Annotated in this window: 18 protein-coding genes, 2 pseudogenes and 1 CRISPR repeat array; of the genes and pseudogenes, 5 read left to right on the top strand and 15 right to left on the bottom strand. The window is 35.6% G+C overall.

The window, feature by feature from the left end; all coding sequences use genetic code 11:
* Nucleotides 1–63: 63 nt before the first annotated feature.
* Nucleotides 64–871: pseudogene (locus EL101_RS00435) on the top strand (alpha/beta fold hydrolase); the annotation flags it as partial.
* Between the two features lie 178 nt (nucleotides 872–1,049).
* On the opposite strand, the gene EL101_RS00430 reads toward EL101_RS00435, so the two are convergent.
* A complete protein-coding gene (locus EL101_RS00430) occupies nucleotides 1,050–1,616 on the bottom strand; it encodes a TetR/AcrR family transcriptional regulator (protein ID WP_096595976.1) in 567 nt (188 codons plus the stop codon).
* Between the two features lie 148 nt (nucleotides 1,617–1,764).
* On the opposite strand from EL101_RS00430, the gene EL101_RS00425 reads away from it, so the two are divergent.
* Both EL101_RS00425 and EL101_RS00420 read left to right on the top strand, forming a co-directional pair.
* Nucleotides 1,765–3,267 (top strand): MDR family MFS transporter, encoded by a 1,503-nt coding sequence (locus EL101_RS00425; protein WP_096595975.1) that lies wholly within the window; start codon nucleotides 1,765–1,767, stop codon nucleotides 3,265–3,267.
* Complete coding sequence (locus tag EL101_RS00420) at nucleotides 3,268–3,888, top strand: DUF4811 domain-containing protein (RefSeq protein ID WP_096595974.1); 621 nt, start codon at nucleotides 3,268–3,270, stop codon at nucleotides 3,886–3,888.
* 564 nt (nucleotides 3,889–4,452) lie between these two features.
* Here the strand turns inward: EL101_RS00420 and EL101_RS00410 are convergent.
* From EL101_RS00410 to cas1, 13 genes and pseudogenes are all read right to left on the bottom strand, one after another.
* Complete coding sequence (locus tag EL101_RS00410) at nucleotides 4,453–5,406, bottom strand: alpha/beta hydrolase (protein WP_096595973.1); 954 nt, start codon at nucleotides 5,404–5,406, stop codon at nucleotides 4,453–4,455.
* 21 nt (nucleotides 5,407–5,427) lie between these two features.
* Nucleotides 5,428–6,234, bottom strand: coding sequence for an arylamine N-acetyltransferase family protein (locus EL101_RS00405; RefSeq protein ID WP_096595972.1), 807 nt, complete (start codon nucleotides 6,232–6,234; stop codon nucleotides 5,428–5,430).
* Between the two features lie 295 nt (nucleotides 6,235–6,529).
* Entirely contained in the window at nucleotides 6,530–7,411 is an 882-nt protein-coding gene (locus EL101_RS00400; RefSeq protein WP_236653849.1) for a DUF418 domain-containing protein, read from the bottom strand.
* Between the two features lie 15 nt (nucleotides 7,412–7,426).
* Nucleotides 7,427–7,995, bottom strand: a pseudogene (locus EL101_RS00395) (methyltransferase domain-containing protein); the annotation flags it as partial.
* Nucleotides 7,996–8,120: 125 nt separating this feature from the next.
* Nucleotides 8,121–8,897, bottom strand: a complete 777-nt coding sequence (gene cas6 / locus EL101_RS00390; RefSeq protein WP_201748759.1) for a CRISPR-associated endoribonuclease Cas6 — start codon at nucleotides 8,895–8,897, stop codon at nucleotides 8,121–8,123.
* Nucleotides 8,897–10,171: a type III-A CRISPR-associated CARF protein Csm6 gene (gene csm6 / locus EL101_RS00385; protein ID WP_096595970.1), complete on the bottom strand. Its 1,275-nt coding sequence runs from the start codon at nucleotides 10,169–10,171 to the stop codon at nucleotides 8,897–8,899. The genes cas6 and csm6 overlap by 1 nt, the downstream gene beginning before the upstream one ends.
* Nucleotides 10,172–10,189: 18 nt before the next feature.
* Entirely contained in the window at nucleotides 10,190–11,200 is a 1,011-nt protein-coding gene (gene csm5 / locus EL101_RS00380) for a type III-A CRISPR-associated RAMP protein Csm5 (protein ID WP_096595969.1), read from the bottom strand.
* A gap of 2 nt (nucleotides 11,201–11,202) precedes the next feature.
* Nucleotides 11,203–12,111 (bottom strand): type III-A CRISPR-associated RAMP protein Csm4, encoded by a 909-nt coding sequence (gene csm4, locus EL101_RS00375; RefSeq protein WP_096595968.1) that lies wholly within the window; start codon nucleotides 12,109–12,111, stop codon nucleotides 11,203–11,205.
* A gap of 9 nt (nucleotides 12,112–12,120) precedes the next feature.
* Nucleotides 12,121–12,765 carry a type III-A CRISPR-associated RAMP protein Csm3 gene (gene csm3 / locus EL101_RS00370; RefSeq protein ID WP_096595967.1) on the bottom strand — a complete coding sequence of 215 codons (645 nt, stop codon included), beginning with the start codon at nucleotides 12,763–12,765 and terminating at the stop codon, nucleotides 12,121–12,123.
* Between the two features lies 1 nt (nucleotide 12,766).
* Nucleotides 12,767–13,192 carry a type III-A CRISPR-associated protein Csm2 gene (csm2, locus tag EL101_RS00365; protein WP_096595966.1) on the bottom strand — a complete coding sequence of 142 codons (426 nt, stop codon included), beginning with the start codon at nucleotides 13,190–13,192 and terminating at the stop codon, nucleotides 12,767–12,769.
* Nucleotides 13,193–13,197: 5 nt separating this feature from the next.
* Nucleotides 13,198–15,471, bottom strand: a complete 2,274-nt coding sequence (cas10, locus tag EL101_RS00360) for a type III-A CRISPR-associated protein Cas10/Csm1 (RefSeq protein WP_096595965.1) — start codon at nucleotides 15,469–15,471, stop codon at nucleotides 13,198–13,200.
* 12 nt (nucleotides 15,472–15,483) lie between these two features.
* Nucleotides 15,484–15,789 carry a CRISPR-associated endonuclease Cas2 gene (cas2, locus tag EL101_RS00355; protein WP_096595964.1) on the bottom strand — a complete coding sequence of 102 codons (306 nt, stop codon included), beginning with the start codon at nucleotides 15,787–15,789 and terminating at the stop codon, nucleotides 15,484–15,486.
* A complete protein-coding gene (cas1, locus tag EL101_RS00350) occupies nucleotides 15,789–16,697 on the bottom strand; it encodes a type II CRISPR-associated endonuclease Cas1 (RefSeq protein WP_096595963.1) in 909 nt (302 codons plus the stop codon). The genes cas2 and cas1 overlap by 1 nt, the downstream gene beginning before the upstream one ends.
* Nucleotides 16,698–17,584: 887 nt before the next feature.
* A CRISPR array of direct repeats spans nucleotides 17,585–18,638; the repeat unit is 36 nt; unit sequence GTTCTCGTCCCCTAATGTCGGGGTATCTATTCGATT.
* Nucleotides 18,639–19,357: 719 nt separating this feature from the next.
* Here cas1 and EL101_RS00345 point away from each other — a divergent pair.
* Complete coding sequence (locus tag EL101_RS00345; protein ID WP_096595962.1) at nucleotides 19,358–20,542, top strand: M20 family metallopeptidase; 1,185 nt, start codon at nucleotides 19,358–19,360, stop codon at nucleotides 20,540–20,542.
* 21 nt (nucleotides 20,543–20,563) lie between these two features.
* Nucleotides 20,564–21,952 carry a YfcC family protein gene (locus EL101_RS00340; protein WP_096595961.1) on the top strand — a complete coding sequence of 463 codons (1,389 nt, stop codon included), beginning with the start codon at nucleotides 20,564–20,566 and terminating at the stop codon, nucleotides 21,950–21,952.
* Here the strand turns inward: EL101_RS00340 and EL101_RS00335 are convergent.
* Complete coding sequence (locus EL101_RS00335) at nucleotides 21,949–22,839, bottom strand: LysR family transcriptional regulator (RefSeq protein ID WP_096595960.1); 891 nt, start codon at nucleotides 22,837–22,839, stop codon at nucleotides 21,949–21,951. The genes EL101_RS00340 and EL101_RS00335 overlap by 4 nt on opposite strands.
* Nucleotides 22,840–22,862 lie beyond the last annotated feature (23 nt).

Genomic DNA, 22,862 nt, shown 5'->3' with positions numbered 1-22,862 from the left:
TTCACCTTTCGATACCGTATATTCTGCTGGTGGATCATCATTCGCATTAATATTATCCTTAACATGAGCGCTCAAATCCGCTACCATCAATTCGGTCAAGGTCCCGTACTTATCTTCGTCCCAGGCGCCAATGGGACAGGCGACATCTTTTTACCATTAGCTGAACAATTGAAATCACACTTTACAGTCGTAGCATTAGATCGTCGTGACTATGGCGAAAGTGAACGGAAGACACCCCTTCCTACAGAAGCACAGCAACCGGATGATATCACTCGTGTGAAACAAGATGCAGCAGATTTTGAGACACTCGTACGCCATTTAAGTGTGCACCATGTATATTTTAGATTCGAGTTCTGGCGCAATTGTCACAATGCATGTACTGAAAGACTACCCGGATGTCGTGAAACGTATCGCTTTTCATGAAACACCTATTCATACATTTTTACCCAATAGAACGTATTGGAAAAATAAAAATGATGTCATCTTACATCAAGTGCTCACTGAAGGATTACAACAAGGTCTGCACTTTTTCGCACAAACATTGAACATCGCACCGTTTGATGCCAAAAGTATGTCGCAGCCAGTTTCTGATGACGATGCAACTCAACGCAAACAATATGAACGCATGATGTTTTGGGCAGCATATGAAATTCGTCAATAGATACACTCAGACACTTCCGTTATAGACTTAGCACAACACACTGACATCATTACACTATTAAATGGGACAGATTCAAAAGGGGTATTTCCACAAGATGTCAACGCGTTTCTCCATGACTCAGCCAATCTTACTTTAGATGACATTCCAGGTGGCCACTTAGGTTATGTTCAAATAGCTGAAGGCTTCGCGAACGTTCTTCTTGAGATGTGGCAATCGAGCCTATATTCTTGCTTTTATTTCCTATCATGTAGTGGCCCACTTGTTTTCTGGAGTGATTCTCTTTATTTATTATGGCCACTTTCATTCCTAGCCCTTCTATCATATTGACCATTGTAATTATCAAGGAGGCGAGTATTATCAAACGTGGCCCTTATCACATGTTCTAACTTTAATCTAAATGAATGGCTTTTCTGATCCCTTTAAGTTGAACATCCCTAATCGTTTTAGCAATTTCATCAATGTCATTCGGGTGTTTCGACCAATATTGTAATGACTGAATTAATATCGCATACATATATTCTTTTATAAGCGCGTTTCTCACTTTTGACTCTTTCTTTAATCCTTTAAAATCTGCAAAACGTTTCGTCAATTCCCTCTTTAATTTCATTTCAAAACTTACAGGTCCGTTATAACTCAATAACGCATGAATCGTTTCAGCATCGTCCTCCAAAGCGACGAAAATCCACTTAAATACTTCTATATTCAGCATATCTATAGATGCATAATGCGCTTCGATACGACGACGTTCTACCCTCACCTTATTCAAAATATTATCTTCAATTTCTGCTAATAATTCGAACTTATCCTCATAATAACGATAAAACGTACTACGCGTAATTTCAGCATTCTCTACAATTTGATTAATCGTAATTCGTTCAAATTCCTGTTCTTTTAATAATCTGACGAGTGCTTCTTGAATATGTTTCTTTGTTAATTCAGTCTTACGTGTATACATGGTAATCCCCACACCTTCTCAAATTCATACAAAATCATACAATATGTCCTATTTCATACATATTATGCCATTTTGTACTATCCATTGAAAATATTTGGTGTTAAATTTTGTAAATGTTAACTCACACATTTTTCAAGGAGGTTCAATCATGACGACAACGCATAAAGATATACACGGCAAAACATACCATCCCATCATTATCATGGTGATTATTTTATTTGCTACATTTTCTGGAAGTTTAATGCAGACTTCTCTCGGAACTGCATTGCCGACTTTAATGAAAGACTTTGACATTGATTTAAGTACCGCACAACAAGCAACGACATGGTTTTTGCTCGCAAACGGGATTGTCGTCCCAGTCTCTGCCTATTTAGCAACACGCATTTCGACAAAATGGCTTCATATATTCGCATATAGTTTATTATTGATTGGTTTAACATTATCTGCTATTTCACCGTCTCATCACGATGGTTGGTCCATCTTTTTAATCGGGCGTATTGTGACTTCTTTAGCAGTAGGTATTATGCTCCCTGTGATGCAAATGTTAATTATGCACATGTTCCCACCCCATCAGCGTGGCTTAACGATGGGATTAACAGGGCTTGCGGTAGGATTCGCACCTGCACTTGGACCTACTTTTGCTGGTTGGATTTTAAGTGGTAACCATGTCATCTTAGGATTTACATTATCTGATTCTTGGCGCAATATTTTCATCGTCCCTATTATCTTTGTCGTACTCGCACTGATATTAAGCTGTTTTTTCATGAAAGACATTATACCGAACCGTAAATTAAAATTAGATCTATATTCACTCTTCTTATCAAGTATCGGTTTGGGTTTATTTTTATGGGGCTTTTCAAATGTCTCTACTGAGGGATGGCATAGTGTAGAAAAAGTCATTTTACCAATTGTCATCAGTTTGATTGCAATGACGTTCTTTATCATTCGACAGTTAAAATTAGAGACCCCATTTTTAGATTTACGTGTCTTTAAATCACGTGGTTTCACTACTACAACGATTGCACTGGTTGTCTTAACAATGGCAATGTTCGGCATCGAAATGATGTTGCCTACCTTTTTACAGAACGTTCAAGGTTTAACACCATTCAAATCAGGCTTAGTGTTATTGCCGGGTGCAATGATGATCGGACTCATTTCCCCCATTTCTGGTGCGCTATATAACAAAATCGGCATACGACGTTTAGCTTTTATTGGTTTTACTATTTTAATTGCTGCATCGATACCCTTCGCCTTTTTAAATGCACATACGCCGCTATTATTAGTATTAACATTGTATACCGTGCGCATGTTTGGTGTAGCGATTTTGATGATGCCACTAACAACGAATGCAATGGAAAGCTTAACAGTTGAAAATTCAACGCATGGTTCAGCAGTGAATAATACGGTCAGACAAGTCGCTGCTTCTGTTGCTGTTGCACTTTTAACATCAATTACACAAAATATCGTCAATCAACAGTTGCCTGCATCACATTTAAAAACAACGGATCCACTTGCATTTGCAGAACAAGCACAACAAGCGTCAATCGATGGCTTTAATGCTGCATTTTTAACGGGACTCATATTTGCCATCATCGGTATGTTACTTGTGCCTTTCCTCAAACAACAGCATTCGAATAAGGAGGAAAATTAAATGATTATCACGATTCTATTAACCTTACTCGTCTTTAGCAGCTGGGTCTTTATTTCACATCGAGGGACACGCCTTATTGTCGGTACCCTCACAACTGTTTTATTAGTCGCAATGATGATTGGTTTAGCTGGGCATTTAAAATATCACTGGGGAATGGAAAAAGAGACAATCACCTCAGAAAAACAACCGATTGCGACAGCTGGTGAACCAAATAGTCCTAAAAAAATACTCATCGCGAATGAAATCGGTGAAAATAGCAATCACTATGTTATGGTTTTCAGAGATCATGAAGATGACATACAGCCGAAAACACACTTCAAACCTGACAACAATAAAGATGATAACTCGGAAATCTTTCAACATACTGCCCATTATGAACAAGCTGATGTTAAACAAGCAACACAACAAACGACAACAACGGTGTGGACTTGGCAATCTGATTTCTATCGTATGTTGTTCAGCTTCGGCGAGACAAAACCGAAACTCATTCATTCCAGTACGAAAGTCATTGTCCCTAAAGATGATTGGTTAGTATTAAATGCTGAAGAAGTTCAAAGGCTAAAAGAAACACAACAATCGCAACAGTCAGAAGATACAACGCGTAAAATTAAACAACCTTAGTACGATAACAAAAGACCAGGTGACCTACACGATTTTGTAGGACATATCTGGTCTTCTTTAAATTTTATTTTGTTGTAGAAATAACAGGTACGAGTAAATGGGAATCAATACGTACAATACCAAAAATGATAAACCCCCATATCTGAAATACTGCTTTGAAATACGACTCACGATACATATTATTACGTCCTTCTCACGGGATGATTACCTTCAAGTGTTTTGGATTTAATACATCGCCCCACCATTCGACCACAGCAAGGTATGAGAGACCATTTAAACCTACATTACCATACTTTACACGATCAACGACAATATGATGAAGACCTACTTGAATCTCCTCAAGCAGTGTCCCTTTGAGTTTTGGACCATCTCATTTGGCCCTGTCATTTTTGCCAATTCTTTCCATATTTCATTGCATCCCATTCTAAACATGACTTTTTGGGCTTAACAATCTACAATATTCAAAAGACTGTTTGAAATACAGAAAAAATCACGGAAATTGTATAAAAAACACCCCGATAAGCGAATGGCATCATTCAACTTACCAAGGTATGATAGAAACTGTTATTTATCTTCAAAAGCACGGCGCATCGCATTAAGTCTGTCGTGTAAAATTTGATCTTTAACGCGCGCACCTGGGACCAATTCGCCCAAATGATAAAGTCCAGGATAAACGTGCAACTCTGTCGATACACCAGCGCGCAATAAGTGTTGTGCATAGGCCATCGCTTCATCGACAAACAAATCTAAACTGCCTATCGTAATTAAAGTTGCGGGAAGCCCTTCAAATTTTTCACGTCGCGCTTGCACGGCATATGCTTCAGGTATTCGCCCATCGACAGGGTGACCGAGATACATTTCCCATGCAAAACGATTCATATCTCGATTCCACCCGACCTGACCTACATGTGTATTTGAACGCTCGTCTAATACCGTCCGATCATCTAGCATTGGAATGTGCAAGTTTTGGAAAATCACGTTCACTTCGCCACGGTCTAAAGCCAATTGTGCGAGACTTGCAGCGAGTGTACCGCCTGCACTATTGCCTCCAATCGCTAATTTTGCCCGGTCGATATGAAGCGTGGGTGCTTTCTCATGCAACCATTTCAATACCGCATAGCACGCTTCTAATTGCCCGGGAAATATCGTTTCAGGTACCAAATGATAATCGACTGACACGACGACACACCCTAGTTCATGCGCAAGTAATGCATTATCGCTATTGTCCAACTGTGCCCCGCCAGACACCATGCCACCGCCGTGCATATACAAATACCCTGGCATATCGGTCAACACTTGATGAGGTCGAAACATAATCACATGAATCGTTTCCTTTTCATACGGCACCTCAACATCTTCAATCGATACGTCAAGCTGTGGGTCAATGGTCGTTTTCGCATGACTGAGCACATTCGCGCGATAACCCCCTAAATTCTCACGCGTTAATTTTTGATATGGCATAGATTTTGCGGCCTCTCGTAAATCCACATCGACGTGCGCCAGATATTCTCCATCCATCACCAGACTCCCCTTTAAACTTTATTGCACACGTTTTTCATTTTCTAATTTCGGAATACGGACATCTAAACCAAAATATTTTTTCAATAACTCACGATAATTGTCTGCAGTGACTGGCATTTTTTCTTTACCTTCTTCAGTCGTAATTGTGACATTATTTGTGGACATCGTATTGTGACCCTGTGGTGTTTTTTTATTAATCATCAACATTTTTTTAAAGGCGTATTTCGGATGGTTAATCGTAAAATCATAACGCGCGTCGAAATAACCGAGTTCTCGATCGACATTTTCAAAAAAGAGCAAGTCCGTCCACTCAGTACTTTCACCATCATTTTTAATTGTTTGCACATAATATGCATTATCTTGATCTTCAGCTGGGATAATGCGATAAATATCATCTTCGTCGTAAACATACGTCCCATCTAACGGAATCGGTTGACTTGGAAAATGACCGAAACCTGTATCCGCAATATATTCTTTGCCATCAATGGTCACAAGCGTCGTCAAATGCGTATCCATATCTTTCCAATCTTTATTAGGCGGCTTCACATAACCTGACAATAGTTTCGTATCAAAACCACGGGCGTTCAAATAAGCATTCGCCACAAGATTATTTTCATAGCAAAGCCCACCGCGCTGTTCATTGACAAACTTATCTATATTTTTTTCAACATCCATCGTAATTTTGTCACCATTGAACACATCTATCGCCTCGAAAGGAATGTTCAACATAAAATGATAAATGAACTTTTGTAGCGCTTCAAATGAGTGTTTTTCCATTTCTTGTTGATCTATACCGATATAGTTTTCAAGATCTGTAAAGTTCATGGTCATCTTCCTTTCTTTAATAAAATTGGCTTACTTTGATTTATAAAAACGCACTACAATTCGTCTCCCGCTTATGACAATTCCATCTATCTTAATCCATACCCCATTCCACTTAATTGGAAAGTGCAATTAAACAATCAATCATTATATGAATATGATAAACCTCTGCAATTATTTTTACAAACGGAATGCATTCCATATAATCAAACCTTTTAATATCAGGCTTTCCATCGCAAAAAGAGACCCGTACATGTCCATACGAATCTCTTCAAACCATTATTTTCATATTGTATTTTTATTGAGAAGAGGACTGATTGGATTGTCTTCTAATGCCGAAGAATTGTAAATACGTTAACAATCTCCAAATATATTCAAGTGGGCCATATCTAAAGAATCGTAGCCATAACATAGAAAACAGCATTTGGAACACAATAATCATTAATGATACGACACCTGACATTGCGATTGCTACAGACATCCATTGGCCGACCAGTAAAATTAATGCAGTATTTAATAAATAGTTCGTTAAAACCATTTGACCATAATATTTAAAAGGAACCAAAATGCGCTTCATTATAGAACTTTCTAATATCGTTACGAAGAATACAATATAGAATAGCGAAATGAACGGTGCTGTATAGACGGTAAGGTCAGAATAAAAATTATTGCTATTGGCATAAGCTTTGATGTCCATTTGATCTTTTACTAAATCAAACGTAGGTGGGATGTAGAAATAGTGTAAGAGTGCTAAAGAGATAACAAAGCCTATCAATGAAAAGACAAACGTTATTCGCAATGCTTTCTTATGCTGATAAATCGTTCGATGAATGTCATATTGTCCAATGACGTAACCTATTACAAATAATGCTGGAACGAGTGTCAGTTGGTTGCCACTGAGCGCACCGATAACGAGTAAGATGAGCCCTATCACTAAATTAATGCGTCTATTCACGAACGTAAGAGGGAGTAGGAATAGACCTATGATGGAATAAAATAAAAGTGCTTCCCCGGGTTGAAAAATTTGGTGGACGATACCGATTAACAGTAACACCACGCTACGTCTCACATATAACGTAAAAGGGTTGGCATTTTTGTTTTTCGCGTTATGGAAAAAGATATCAAATCCTATACCAAATAATAATGAAAAAATGGAAAAAACTTCTCTTGGCAACATCATTTCTTTCAGCCACTATAAATCGTTGTTGTCAGACGTCTGAATAAGGGCCTCCGCGTGCACATGGACGTCTGTCATTCCTGCTTGTAGAAACAGCTTGTACAATTTTTGACCGATATGCATGTCGCCACCTTCTTGTTGAATTGTTGACCACACACGTTGAATTGCCTGTTGATGTTCCGGTAATGATTTCGCACCAACACCCCCATTGATGGCGTCACTTTCTTGAAAACATAGGATACCTTCCGAGTTTAACCGCGATTTCAATAAGGTTAATATTTGAGGCACGTCTGGCAAATACATTAAAATTCTACGTCCCACTGTCGCATCAAACTGACCGAGTGATTTCGGAAGTTGATAAAGATCTACAATGACAAATTGAACATTGGGCGTGTGATTGTGATTTTCAGCAATATCTAGCAAATTCTGATTCATATCTACGCCGATGACCTCACCTGTCTTACCAACGATTTTCGCTACAATTTGGGTTACTTCACCCGTCGCACACCTACATCTAACACACGCATTCCTGCTTTAATGCCCAAGCTTTCAAGCAATTTCTCGATAAAATCATTACGTCCTTGCATTGTCTGACCTCCTCATTTCGACACGTTTCTTAACGCTCCATATTATAAAGAAAAAAGCAGACAATTTCGAATGATGGTTCACCTCATTCATAGAAAACATCAATAAACAGTCGCAACACTTGACGCTACGACTGTTTATTATTCTTACTATTCTGTTCAACTCTAGATTCGACAATACTATATTTACCCATTCCTAAACTAGTTTTAATGCCAGCACCACAAAATGCTCCAAAATATAGCAAGAAGTGACTCAATTGCAACACAGGAAGCGGGCCATTCACTTTTATTGTGATATCACCGATAAATGATGGAATTTTAACTTTTTCCAAATGAAATCTCATGGTTTTTAAACGATAGTCAACAATATGAATATGATTCTTCAAATATTGTAATGTATCATAATCATACATTTGATATGCATCAAAGAACGTGTCGAACTGCATCATGATACTTCTAAAAAAACTATTCATATCAGGAAAAATCGTGTATGTCCCATTTGACTTAAATGACATAGGTGTATGAATGCGAAGTTTTATAAAACGACTCAGCTCTTGCTGGTTTAAAAACTGATTCATCATCTCTGTTATATCTATTGTTTCTACTGTAAAAGATGCAAAATCAATAAATGCCTTATAACGCTTTAAGTACAACTTTTTTTCTTTACCAAATAGTTCTAACAATTCTTGTGTTAATTGTTGAGATAAACTTACAATCTCCCACAAAAGCTGTTGATTATCATCGAAATAAATACGCTGTTTCAATGGACTATAAGCAGATTCATGGTGTAATATGTTGGCCAAATCATCAGAAAACTGATCCATTAAGGCACCATGGAGAACACTCCCCATATAAGAAGCACGCATAGTAGATGGTATGTTTAAATTAACTGTTATTTTATTCATTATAATAACCCTATTAGTTTTTCATTTTTATATTCTAGAAAATCAAAATCTTCTTTTCTCATATCCGGAAACGAATGCGATATCATGGTAGGAATCGCTTCTACTGCTTTTTTTATTTTTTCCATATTCTTCTTACTTTCTAGTTTAAGTGGTTCTAATTGGTGCGCAATGGAGTTTCTTAAATCATTAATATTTATGATGGATTGAGATGCATTCAAAAATGGTGACTTCTGGTCAATTGCAGCTATGATATCAATATATGCCGGTAGACTCACTGTATATTTAGCATCAAAGTTTTTACCTTGCTGTAGCAAATACAATTTATATTTGCCAACTAACGCTGAATTCTTTGATGTATTATGAGTTATATATGGCTTACCTTTTTTATCTATAATGAAACCTGGCCATTTTTGGTCGATATAATAACGAAGAATATATTCAGCAATAGATTTCACTCGAATGAGCGTCTCTGCTACATCCTGACGCTTATATCTCATGTTTAATAGCAAATAATGTAATAAGACTTTCTGTAAATCTTTATTAGTATACTTTTCAATAATTTCAGGAAATACAGTATGTGTTTTAATTTGTTTTGTTAGCGCTAATAATTCTTCCTTTAATATCTTACTGTTTCTAAATTCCGGATTTTCATTAATAAGATGGTATGCTGCCTCGTAATCATAATGTTTAATAAGCTCTTTCAATTGCGAACGTATCATTGTCTCGCGAAAACTGATAATGTTGATCACTCTAGATCTCGTAGCTGCATTTAATTCTCTTTGATTAACTTCCGCCAATTCTTCCAATTGACGGCTAGGATTCGCAAAATGACGCATCCCATTATTCGACGGGTCAGGGGCAGCAACTTGAATACACAACTTTTGTTCTGGATATGTAATGTATTCTAAACACAAAGTCGACTCCATTTGTGGTGTACCGCTTGTAACATTAAGCAATATTTCAGGTTCGTCATGACTATATCTAATTTGCTGAATATAATCATGGAAGGTTTCCTTATAACTATCAAAATCATGCTCATGCGTAATATTTTCTATAATAAGTTTAACCTTTGTTGTAGGAGATACAGATTGAACAATCGACTCCCAATCAAAACTTTTTCTACCAGGTATACGTTCAGTGCCTTCCCAAATACTCTCAGTAAAATACAAGTAAACATACTCAGGTTTATAGTGTCTAACAATATGTAACATAGCACCATCATAGTTATGATTCCATGGGTCTGTATTACCAATGGGACTAAATAATACCTTCAAAAATAACCCTCCCACATTTTACTTTTTGTTGAAACTAATTTGACACATCCCTTGTTGATAGTACTCATTTTTATCTAAATTTACCGTTCCCTTTAAAACAACAGGAACATTTCTAGGGATTTCTTTCATTTTGCCATATACATTTTTATATCTACTTCTTAATACCTTAAAAGATTCTCGCTTTGCTATAGTATATTCATGTAGTTGATAGTGTAACGTTTTACTCGCAAATCCTACACCACCACCAATATATATGATATTATTTTGAGCCATGTCCGGAAATCCGCCACCAAATGCAAAACGTCGACCACCATATGTTTCTTTAAAACCGGCCAACCATTTTTCATAGTAATTACGATAAAAATCTTTAATGCACGATTCAAGGTCCTCTATAGAAATGACTTGATCTTCAATAGAGATTTGAAATGAAACTTCAGTGCCTACTTCTATGCATTCTCTATATAATGGCATCCCTACTTCTTTTTTATTAATATCAATTTTTTGATAGATACTCAGACAATTTTCCTCAATAGGCAATGAGTCGCTCACTTTAATCTTACTATAATAGGTTTTATCATCTTCGTTGTTATATTTTGCGACAATCATTGTTTTGAGTGCACCTTTAAGCGAGCTGCCAGGTATGTATACCTCATTTTGACCATCTCTCACCATTAAATGAATATCATTAAGGCCTTTTTTACTATTCTTTTGATTTTCTTTTTTTCCTTGATTCACACGTTGGCTAAAACTCACAAACTTATTCCATTCTGATTTTTTAACCTTTTCTTGCTCCAGAAAAAACTTTAATGTTCTCTCTCTGGGATTATTGGGTGGATTTTTCAAAAAAACTAAGTATTTATTCAATAACTTTTTATCTTTTAAATGTTGAATTAATTTAACTTTGTTTACTACGTGAACCGTCGATTGATAAAAATCATAGATATACTCATGTTTCGTCCGTATCGAACCATCACCAATATGAACTGGACCTAACACTTTTAATTTGACCTCATAAGTTTCAATTCCCATAATCACACCTCCAGCCATAGTGGTTTCGCATATCGAAATATTGGGTGATTTCCTTTATGACCTACATCAAAGATACCACCTTTAAAAGGCGTCAAAAATACAGAACCTGCTGCAAAGCTATAGAAATCTTTTTTCTTAACAAGTTGTTCTTCATATGTCGTCGATTGAATAAATCCTGATCGTTTTTTAAGGAGGTATCGCGCATCATTACAAGCTTCCATTATTTCTTCATCAGTCGCCATTGCTGTAGTTAATAAAATATGCTGTTTACCAGTTTGATTCAAAAGTTTCGACATGACACTATCTTCAATTACTTCAAAATGGAATCTTCCATAGCCTGTATTCCGCTTACCACCTAGTCCCGAAAACTGTAACGCATTTAAGGTCTTTTCTAAAAGGTCCATTGTTTTTTCAGATCCTTGCGCAATGAAGTACAACCCTGCATCTTCTTCAAAAGTAAAAGTTCCGACTGAATAAGGTTCACTTTCTGCTTCTAGGTTCATACTTTGCGCTAATAAGGATACTTTTGTTTCAAGCGCATAGTGACCCACATTAAAAATGTCGTTCAAATCTTTAACATCTTCAGCATGGAATTCACCTTTAACAAACTGAAGATAATGGTATGTAGGAATATACTTTATTTTTTTGAAATCCTTATGGTGTCCTTCTTCTTTAGATTCTATTTTGATTAATGGCTTTGGCAAATACAATAAGTCATTAACAAATGGAAATGTATCGCTCAATATCAAATCATCATGTAACCATTCTTGACTCTGTCCCAATTGTAAATTTTCAATAAAAAGCGCGCTAAATAAGGTATCAGCTGAGATTGTCATTTCTCCATCAGATAATCTTTTATTCCCAAAATGCACAGCTGTATGAAAATGTAGTTTAAATATTTTCATGACCACCGCTATCACCTACTTCAACTTTAGATGACTACTATCATAATCACCTACTACTGTTTCAATATGAACATCCTTAAATAGTACACGACCATTTCCTCTCGTTCCACCGCCACCGAGATAATCATTTTCTAACAAAAGAATACCTTGTTTAATATTATTAAAATCTGTCGTAACTTCGTCTTCATTTTCAAGATTATAAATAAATATAAAGTCAAACACAGACCCTCTAGTTACTCGTTCAATTTGTCGTGGCATCGCTACTGCTGTCAATCGATCTATTGAATTCTCAAATTTTGTTTCAGTATATGAGACATCATTTTCTGCAAACCATTGGCGTGATGCTTCAGAATAAAATGCATCAGAAATTTGAAGACGTGCTTTTTTTATATTTCCTTTTTCACTTGAACCAAACAATCTTAAAAGCTCTTCAGGATCTTCGTTTGGTGATGTTTGTTTCATTTTAAGGCCAAAGTTTTTAGCAAGTAGGCTTCTCATTTTCCCTTTAATCGAACTACCTGGAATAATTGGTAACTTTGTCTGTAAATCTCTAACTACTGGAGAATCAATGGCGCCTATCATGCTCACTTCTCCACCGCCTCCAATATGAAGACCTGTAACAACTTCTATTTTTCCTGAAATTTTAATTTTTGAATACATTTTAATCCTCCCTTTGATAAAATTTAGCGTATGCAACTAGCGCTTCAAAATACTTACAATAGTTCAGAAAGTAATGTTTGGATTTCTTTTTAATTGCTTTATCTATTATTTGTATCATGAATGTCTTCCGTAAAAAGATATCTACACTCTTTTCTCTTGCGGCTTCATAGTAAAACTTAACCTTTAGATACTCTAGTTCATCTAAGAATTCATCTGAAAGCAATTCACTGTTACTGTTAAAAACAATCGTATACAAACGATTCACTTGTTCCATCAAACTGCGAAGTTTACTTGTGGTCAAACCTTTGAAAAGAACATTATATTCTTGTTGCTTTCTATTCTTCTTAATTTCAATATTGTCTTTAATCACGTCATGTGCAAATCTTAAATCAATATGAACCCCGCTTTTTGTCTTAGCTAAAATCATTTCCGTTAAACCTCCCTCGTTTGGTAAATATAGTATTCAAGTGCTGTAACCAAATATTCTTTTTCTTCATTATTTTGAGCCCATTTAAACATTTGACTTGTAAATGTATCAGACATACGACTACGAGCTAGTAGATAGGCTAATCGCGCGATATGTATTGTGTCGTTTTCTCTTAACAACTGCAATATTTTGTATAAAAAGGCTTTTCCATGGTGATCTTCATTTTTAAAAGCTTCTTTTAATAGAGCATATTTCTCCCCTAATATATTGTCTTTTAATATGTGCCATGGATACACCTTTTCATCTACCCACAATGTGACTTGATTTTTATCTCCAACTTTAGCTGCCTCTTCTAAAATGCCTGTTTCGAAAGCCATTTTTGAAACTGGGTACTTTGCATTATAAATACCAATGCCTGCTGATAAAGTTAACTTACCTAAAGTAAACGCATGGAACTTATCATTAATACAAAGACTTGCTTCAACAATGTCATCCCAAGCCCCAATAAGAAACAAATCATCTCCACCAGAATAAATACTTGTAATTTGATATCCCTCTAAAATTTGGTTGAGTTCATATTTAAAGAATAGAGAAAGCTGTCTAGACAAAGTAGCTGTACGAGATAACGAATTATATCTATTATCTATACCTGAAATAAAAGTCATGCCTAAATTATCAATATCTGCTCTCAATACACCTAAACGTTTAATGCCTATATCTCTATCAGCATAACTACTGATACCCATACTCTTAGTTTCAGGCTGCTTACTAGAGAAATCATAGTCACACATCCATAAATTAGTAGAGACCCCTATCCCAATATGTGGATTGTTTTTACTGTATATTTGAACCGAATCATTATTTCTCATTATATTTTCAGCTTCTTTTTGATCAACTATAGAAATATACTTTCCAAAAGGCATCTTTAACACACCTTTATCGGACAGTATAAAAAATGATTTATCTCTCAAATCATTAGAAATTTGAATTATTCTATCACATACTGAACAACGACCTTCTTCATTGATATCCGTATCACTTCTCAGACATTCTTTACACTCTCTATCACCAAAAGTTTGCTTATTATTTAGATTTATAATATCTGACGCATCATATTTTTGTGCTTTCGCAGTTGACAGTTTTTGACTCAACTGTTGCCAAATGTGTTTATATTGATTATCGATATTCATTAATGCATTACCACTACAACTTTGATAAGCCACAGAAAGCGACAAATCAACACCAAACTCTTTAATAAACCATTTTTTTATTTCTTTTTGAAAGTCTGTTATTGCATTTTGTACTGACTCTGTATTAGGTAATATTAAATATGTATGACCGCCACCAGTATATAGTAGATTAGCCCTACTCAAGTGTAGCCGTTTGAGTAACTCATCAACAATAACCTCTAACATGAGTTCCAAATAAAAACTACGTGACCTTAAACTTTTAAGCGCTTTTGAACCACTGATATTATAAATAAAGCTTTGTATACCACTCATATCCATACTCAAAATAAGAAATGCTTCTTGTTCATAAAATGCTTTCGTTTGATTATAATTTGAAAACAATTTTTGCTTATAATTAGTGACATTCTGTTCATTTAAAAAGTCATAGATACACGTAGCAATGGCAGAAGTAATCCGACTATGATCGTATAATGAAACATCTATTAATTGCCCTTTATTTGTAGAGCTAGGGATATATTGCCACATACTTTCTGTCCATTTAAGCAATGATGCGAAGTGCGCCTCACCATACTTCAATCTGTTTTCTAAATCGTATGCCATATCTTTCATTAATGTGTTGTAGTGGCTACTTGAATATTGCGTATTTCGTACACTCGGGTATTCAACATGATTTTCTTTATTAAACTTATACTTACCTTGTTCTGACTCATCGTTATTGCCATTCACTACATTAAATACACTATATAACGGCGTAAATTTATCAAAGTTAAATTTGAATTCGGTTGAAGCGCTTTCATCACCTTCTTCAATCAAATCTTTTCGATCCAAGCCACTAGCAATATTATCAGCAATGTATGTAATATAAGCTAAACTATTCTCTTCAATATGTGCATTTTTCAATTCTTTATAATGATGATATTTCACATTTTCTAATAATTTTTTATCATTAAATTCTTCAAATTGTTTCAAAAATTGATATCCCAGTTTAGAATGCGTACCTTTCGCAAATGTATGTGCATTGCTTCTATAAATAACTTTACCAATATCATGTAACAAAGCCCCATACATGAGAGTCAACTTGTTATCCATCTCTTTACCACCTTATAAAAAAATCAATTCTGGTTCTTTCACACGTTTTCTTTTAACTTCTTTCCCAAGAATCGTGACTTGATTGTCATTCACTTCATCAGGCAAAACATAAAGTGTAATCACTCCTGTATCTGGAAGTTCTTTTTTTAAAATGTCTAATACCTTCTCTTTTCTTAATGTATTACTAATGTACCGCTCATATAGGCTCCATTGTTTCATATTAAAACCTAACTCGAGTAATCTTTGTCGATAATGATTGGCTTTTTTACGATCATCTTTGGTTTCTCTTGATAAATCAAAACACACGAGTAAATACATTAAATCCCCACCTCAATCATTTGTGGTAGTAATAAATACTTGGCGCTGTTGTTTATATAACACTGATTTAAGGAGTAAGTTGTCATTTTAACGCCATCTAATAGTTTCATTGTCTTTTTGTCAACAATACAAGGTTCATACAAAACTCTAATTAATGCTTTCTTTTCTTCAAGGCTAAAAACTTGAATATTATCTTTAAATATTAGTTCATAAACTTTACTATCTACAAACGGACGATATACTTCAATAATGTCATCTACAAGATTAAAAGGGTTTTCGAGAGATTGATGCTTAATTCCTAAACTCATTTCATAACCATGGAGTGCTAATTCTTTTTTAATAAAAGACCTTACAACAGCATATCCATAGTTAAGACCTGCATTAATCGCGTCATCAAATCTACCTCTTTTAAAATCCGGTCCATACAAGTGTTTAAAATATACTCTAGCAGCAACAGCTTCTCTATTCGTTACATCTCTACCTCTTACTTCTTTAGTAAGCGCTTTCATATATTGCGTGATTTGACTAGCTTGTGTGTTATTTTCGAGGCACATGACCTGATTTAATATTTTACATACTACAATTTTCTTCCAAACTCTGTCTTTTGATTTAGCAGAAAACTGTAACTGAGACTGCATCCTTTGTAACCTTTTTGTCATGCCATAATTGGAAAGGATTTGTGTAGCAGGAGAATGTTTATAATCACAGAAGAGAATAGCAATATCATTTTCAATACACTTTAAAATCAAATTATGTGAAAAATAACTTTTATGACTATCAAATATCAGTGCTTCGACATCATCTAATAAAAAATATCGCTCTGTTTTATCTATAATATTTTTAAACTTGATACTTTCCCCTTTTACACTGACAAAATGATGATTCTCAACATAAATGATATCCTTCATCTTTACACCCCCTAGATAAAAGCAAGAATACGATTCAGTGAGTCATTATATCAATATAGTAGTATATCCAATCTCAACACCTTTAATCTGCTTATTATTTCTTCAAAATTCCAATCAAAACCACTAATGCATATACTTTAAATGGCTATGACTAAAAAATATGCAATAAATACAAAAATTCATCAAGATGTATAAGACTCCATTTTATCGCTTAAAATGTTAATTAAATTTTACAACATTTCTTTGTTTCCAACAATAGAATTGTGAATTATTTGTAATTTTTAAAACGTTGCATTCATCTTTCTATGTTGTTATGTCATTTTTCAACGCTCCATATATCGTAACCTCTCCTTAAAAGCACTTTATAAATACTATAAATGGTATAAGCCCCCTTAATATCCGGGTTTCAATACGATTGATTCGAGTGAAAAAGAATATTCTCATGATGCTGAAAGTTTTCGTCCCCTTATGTCGGGGTATCTATTCGATTAAAAACAAGGAGGAACGATGATGAAGATTAAGAAAAAGTTTTCGTCCCCTTATGTCGGGGCATCTATTCGATTTGAAAATGGTATGCATCTAATTCATCAAGCCACTCGTTCTCGTCCCCTATTGTCGGAGTATCTATTCGATTAGAAAAATATGCAATAGAAATTGACGGTAATAAATGTTCTCGTCCCCTATTGTCGGGGTATCTATTCGATTTTTGGAAGAAATGACAGATGTTATAAAAGGTTTTCAGTTCTCGTCCCCTATTGTCGGGGCATTCTATTCGATTCCGATTATATCGAGGATAAATTAAAACGGGATTATCGTTCTCGTCCCCTAATGTCGGGGCATTCTATTCGATTAACGTCAGCATTCATTTTAGGTTGAAAAAGTACCGAGGTTCTCGTCCCCTAATGTCGGGGTATCTATTCGATTCCCACGTTATGTAGTACATTTCATGGATTTAAATATTGTTCTCGTCCCCTAATGTCGGGGTATCTATTCGATTAAAATCACAGGCGGAAGAAGTGATGGACGAATTGCGTGTTCTCGTCCCCTAATGTCGGGGTATCTATTCGATTTAAACTATAATAAAGAAAAGGAATTGATGAAAATGATGTTCTCGTCCCCTAATGTCGGGGTATCTATTCGATTGGAAGTTATCACCGAGCTAGCTAATTACTTTGATGAGTTCTCGTCCCCTAATGTCGGGGTATCTATTCGATTAGTCGTGACCTCAAAATTATTGCGAACGAAACAGGGTTCTCGTCCCCTAATGTCGGGGTATCTATTCGATTAAGATAACAAATAAAACAAATGAAAAGGAATTGATAGTTCTCGTCCCCTAATGTCGGGGTATCTATTCGATTCTTACCTAATACCAACTTATAACCACTAGATAAAAATGTTCTCGTCCCCTAATGTCGGGGTATCTATTCGATTACAATTCGATTGCGAACGGTAATCAAAACATTATGGTGTTCTCGTCCCCTAATGTCGGGGTATCTATTCGATTATTGGAAATGCAAAATCAAATAAATTAGAAGATGTGGTTCTCGTCCCCTAATGTCGGGGTATCTATTCGATTAAATGAAAGTATTAATCTTATTTGACCACATTAGAGGTTCTCGTCCCCTAATGTCGGGGTATCTATTCGATTAAACATGAACTGGCAACGTATTAATTCGAGAATGAAGCGTTCTCGTCCCCTAATGTCGGGGTATCTATTCGATTTGAGCTATTATTTGAAACACTTTTTGCAGGAACAAAATAGTTCTCGTCCCCTAATGTCGGGGTATCTATTCGATTGGAGTACAAGAAATAACTGATTTAAACAATGCACAGTTCTCGTCCCCTAATGTCGGGGTATCTATTCGATTGATAATGTCAGAATTACATCTTTAGAAAGTGAAGAAGGTTCTCGTCCCCTAATGTCGGGGTATCTATTCGATTAGTCAGCTATAGAAATCCCTTAATAGCGTGAATATCTATCATTTAACCGCGTCTGAAATTAAGACAACTTTAACATTAAAAATATCCTAATTGTCCAATTTTTAGACATTTCAGTTTCAACCAACTAAAAAATTTTCAAAACACATCATCGATATTATACAATAAATTTTTCCCAATTCATACCGTATCCACAAGATTATCCTCTTCTACACTTTTTGAACGTTTTCATTTAAGCCAATTCTTGTTCATGGTAATTATCGTATATTTCCCACTTTTCCTTTGTATACTGCCACCTTCTCTTTAATCTTTAACTTCTGGTCGAATATGCTGTAGCTGTGCACACTTCAATTTTTTTATTCTTAACTTCTTCGTACTCAAAAAGCTCATCGGAATGTGCAATGTATTTTTACAGTTAACATATTTCCGCAGCCTATTCAATTGCCAAAGCTACCATACTCCCATCTTTTTACTGTACGCGACACATCCGACTTCATTCATATGACCTTATCTCTAAAAAATCCTATTACTTCATCCCAAGTTTTCACGTGAAACATTAATTTTCTTTTTACCCAGTTGGGCTCCCTATCTGTATATCGATTCAACCCCAACACTTTACTATAAAAATTTTTTATCGTGACTTAAAAAAATTGAATTTCACTCCATATCCTTTAAGTGATAACTTTATCCTAAGAAAGCGCTTTCAAAAGGAGGGAGTCACTATGACTTATCAACTAAAAATCGACCAAGTCATTCATAATATTGAAAATGAACTCTATCACCTTAACGACTTTATACACGATCATCCTGAGCTCGGCAATGAAGAATTCAAAGCTGTTGAACAAATTACCGCAATTCTTGAAAAGTATGGGTTTGACATAGAACGACACGTCGCTAATTTACCTACTTCGTTTATTGCTACATTTGATCACCATATGGACTCGCTAAAAGAACCTTATACGATTGGTTTAATTTGTGAATATGACGCTTTGGCTCAGTTAGGTCATGGTTGTGGGCACCAACTTCAGGCTCCAACTATTATCGGTGCTGCAATTGCAACTATTAAAGCTTGTTCAGATTTAAGTTTTATTATTAAAGTGATTGGCACGCCGGCAGAAGAAACAACGAGTGGCAAATTACCAATGCAAAAGGCTGGTGTGTTCAAAGACTTAGATTTAGCACTCATGATGCATGGAAGTGACCGTACTACAGTTGATACAAAGTCGTTGGCAATTAATAAGATGACGTTTGAATTTACAGGCATCCCTTCTCATGCAGCCGTTTCACCCGAACTCGGTCGTAGCGCTTTAGATGGTGTCATGATGCTATTTAACGGGATTGAATATTTACGAGAGCATGTCACAAGTGATGTACGTATGCATGGCATTATTACGAATGGCGGGCAAGCTGTCAATATCGTGCCTGAGTTCGCATCAGCCCAGTTTTCTTTTAGAGCTGAAAAACGTTCAAATCTGAATCAATTGTTAAAACGAGTGAAACGTGTTGCAGAGGGAGCTGCTCTTGCTACAGAAACTGAAGTGAGAATCAAAACAGTAAAACAATTAGAAAGTAAAGTCAATGTTCAAACGTTAAATGATGTTTTATTAAAAAATGCTGAACTAGCGGGTGCTGTTCGAATCTCACCACCAAGAGAAAAGACTGGCTCAACAGATTTCAGTTTAGTCACACATCATGTACCTGGTGCTTGTTTAAGGACAGCTTTTGTCCCGCTTCATACACCAAACCATACAAAAGCTTGGGTGGAAGCTGGAAAAACGACTGAAGCCCATAATGCCATTCGAGTGGCGAGCAAAGCGTTAAGTTATACCGTAGCAGACTTTTTAACTTCTCCAGATTTAAGACATCAAATTAGCTATGAGTTTAAACAAGCTCATCAAGCGTTGTAACAAAAAGTTGAGGTGTTTGAAATGAAACAAAAGGATGGCAAAAAATTCCCTGATGCAATCGTCATTATTTTTACGATGTCCATTATTGCCGCACTGCTCACATACATTCTGCCTTCAGGGGAATATAAAAGAAAAGCTGTAGGAAGTATTAAAGAAATCATTCCAAACTCTTTTCACGCGACACCAAAGCACCCCACCGGCATTATGGACTTTTTCACTGCCATTCCACATGGTTTAGTAGAAAGTGCAGACATTATTTTCTTAGTCCTTATTATCGGCGGAGCAATTGCGATTATTGATTCAACCGGCGCAACCTATAGTGGTATCCAAACTTTAGTCGAAAAGACAAAAGGGAACCAATATGTCTTAATCATTGTCATATCATTATTATTTGGTGTGATGCATCAAGTTGGTGTGTCAGGCAATACCGTTATCGCGTTTATTCCGATTGGTATTATGTTAGCAAAGGCGTTAAATTTAGATGCTATCGTAGGGGTGTCCATGGTTTACCTCGGTAACTTTGCTGGCGGTGCGGTCGGTACATTTGACCCTGCGATTATGGGTGTGGCGCAAAGAATCGCAGGTGTTCCACTTTTCTCTGGTGCATGGTACAGAATTATCATTTTCATTGCACTCATTATTGTGACTATCATTTATATTATCTGGTATACACGTAAAATTAGTTTAGATCCCTCTAAAAGTATTTTGCGAGACAATCCTTTCCCAGTTGTTAATGACGCACAAATTCCAACGTATGAAAAATTCAATAAAAAGCATTTTCTCATCATTCTTATTTTTATTGGTGCGATTGGTGTCTTTTTATATGGTGTCTTCCATTACAAATGGGCGGTCAAAGAATTATCAGCTATTTTTATTATTGCTGCCATTCTCGTTGCTTTTGTTGAACGGATTTCTCCTAATGCCTTTATCAAAACATTTATGGAAGGGGTTAGAAAATTAGCTTACGGTGCGATGATTATTGGTGTTGCACGCTCAATCATTGTTATCTTTAAAGATGCTCACGTCTTAGATACGATTACACATGCAGCGACTGCACATATGCAAGATTTGCCTACTACAATAGGCGCATTAGCTATGTTTGCGTTCAACTGGTTTTTCAACATTCTTGTCAGTTCTGGTAGTGGGCAAGCATCTATCGTTATGCCTATCATGAGTCCTATTGGTGATATGATTGGACTCACACGACAAACGACTGTACTTGCCTTTAAACTTGGTGACGGCATTACTAACATCATTACACCTTTCTCTGGGGTGCTTATGTCTGTCCTTGCCATAGGTGGTATTCCTTGGACAAAATGGCTGAGATTTGCTTTCCCTCTTGTACTTTGGTGGACACTCGTCGGCACTATCTTTTTAATTATCGCTGTATTTATTAATTACGGACCTTAATCAAAATAACTCTTACAAAACTCTATAAAATGATATATGTGGCTATTTTTCTGAATAGATGTTCTATAAAATAGCCATGTTTTTCTATAAATGTACTTATCTTCTTCATCTTTTAAATGATATTGATAAAACTTTTCCCCTTTTTCAATACATGAGTGCGGCACAATCGAATAACCCACCCCTGCTTGAACTAACTGTTTACAAAATGCCACTTGATCAGATTCAATGATAATGTGCGCTTGTTCATCATACTGTGTCTGCCACCAATCATTAATTAATTTCGTGATTGAATTCTCAAGTTCAACATAAGCTTTATAATTTTTTCGTGGCTTATAGTTAATCCTTGGTGCTTTATACAAATTTTCAAAATCGATAGGATGACTACTAATCAATGTAATAGGATCTCGTTTTAAAAATATTTTCTCCCCATGCCACTGATAATCACCTGTCACAATCGCAATGTCTAATTCATTATTTTCAAGTTTTTGTAATATATCGGAACTCCAGCCACTCTCAACATTCATATTGAGCACATGTCCCGCTTGTGCATAATCTTTTATCATATTAGGTAAGTGATAAAGAATAAAATTGTTATTCACACCTAATTTAAAGCTCTGCGGACGTGAAGCTTTAATTTCGCTAATGCTGTTTTTTAAGTTCTGAATGTCATGTAAAATTCTATTAGAAAACTGAATTAAATATTCGCCCTCTGTTGTAAATTCAATGTTTTTACCAAATTTATTCGTTAAATGAATCCCAAACTCTTCTTCAATTTTCTTAATACGGTAAGTCAAAGCAGGTTGCGACATAAACAGTTTTTCTGCTACTCTCGTTAAATTTTTCTCCCGATAAAGCAAAGATAGAATTTTATAATCTTGTTCTTTCATAAAGATAACACCCCTTAAAAATC

It is taken from the genome of Staphylococcus delphini (assembly GCF_900636325.1).
GTDB classification, from domain to species: Bacteria; Bacillota; Bacilli; order Staphylococcales; family Staphylococcaceae; genus Staphylococcus; species Staphylococcus delphini.
Note: the sequence above shows the minus strand (reverse complement) of the source record. Positions and strands in the feature narration are given on the sequence as shown.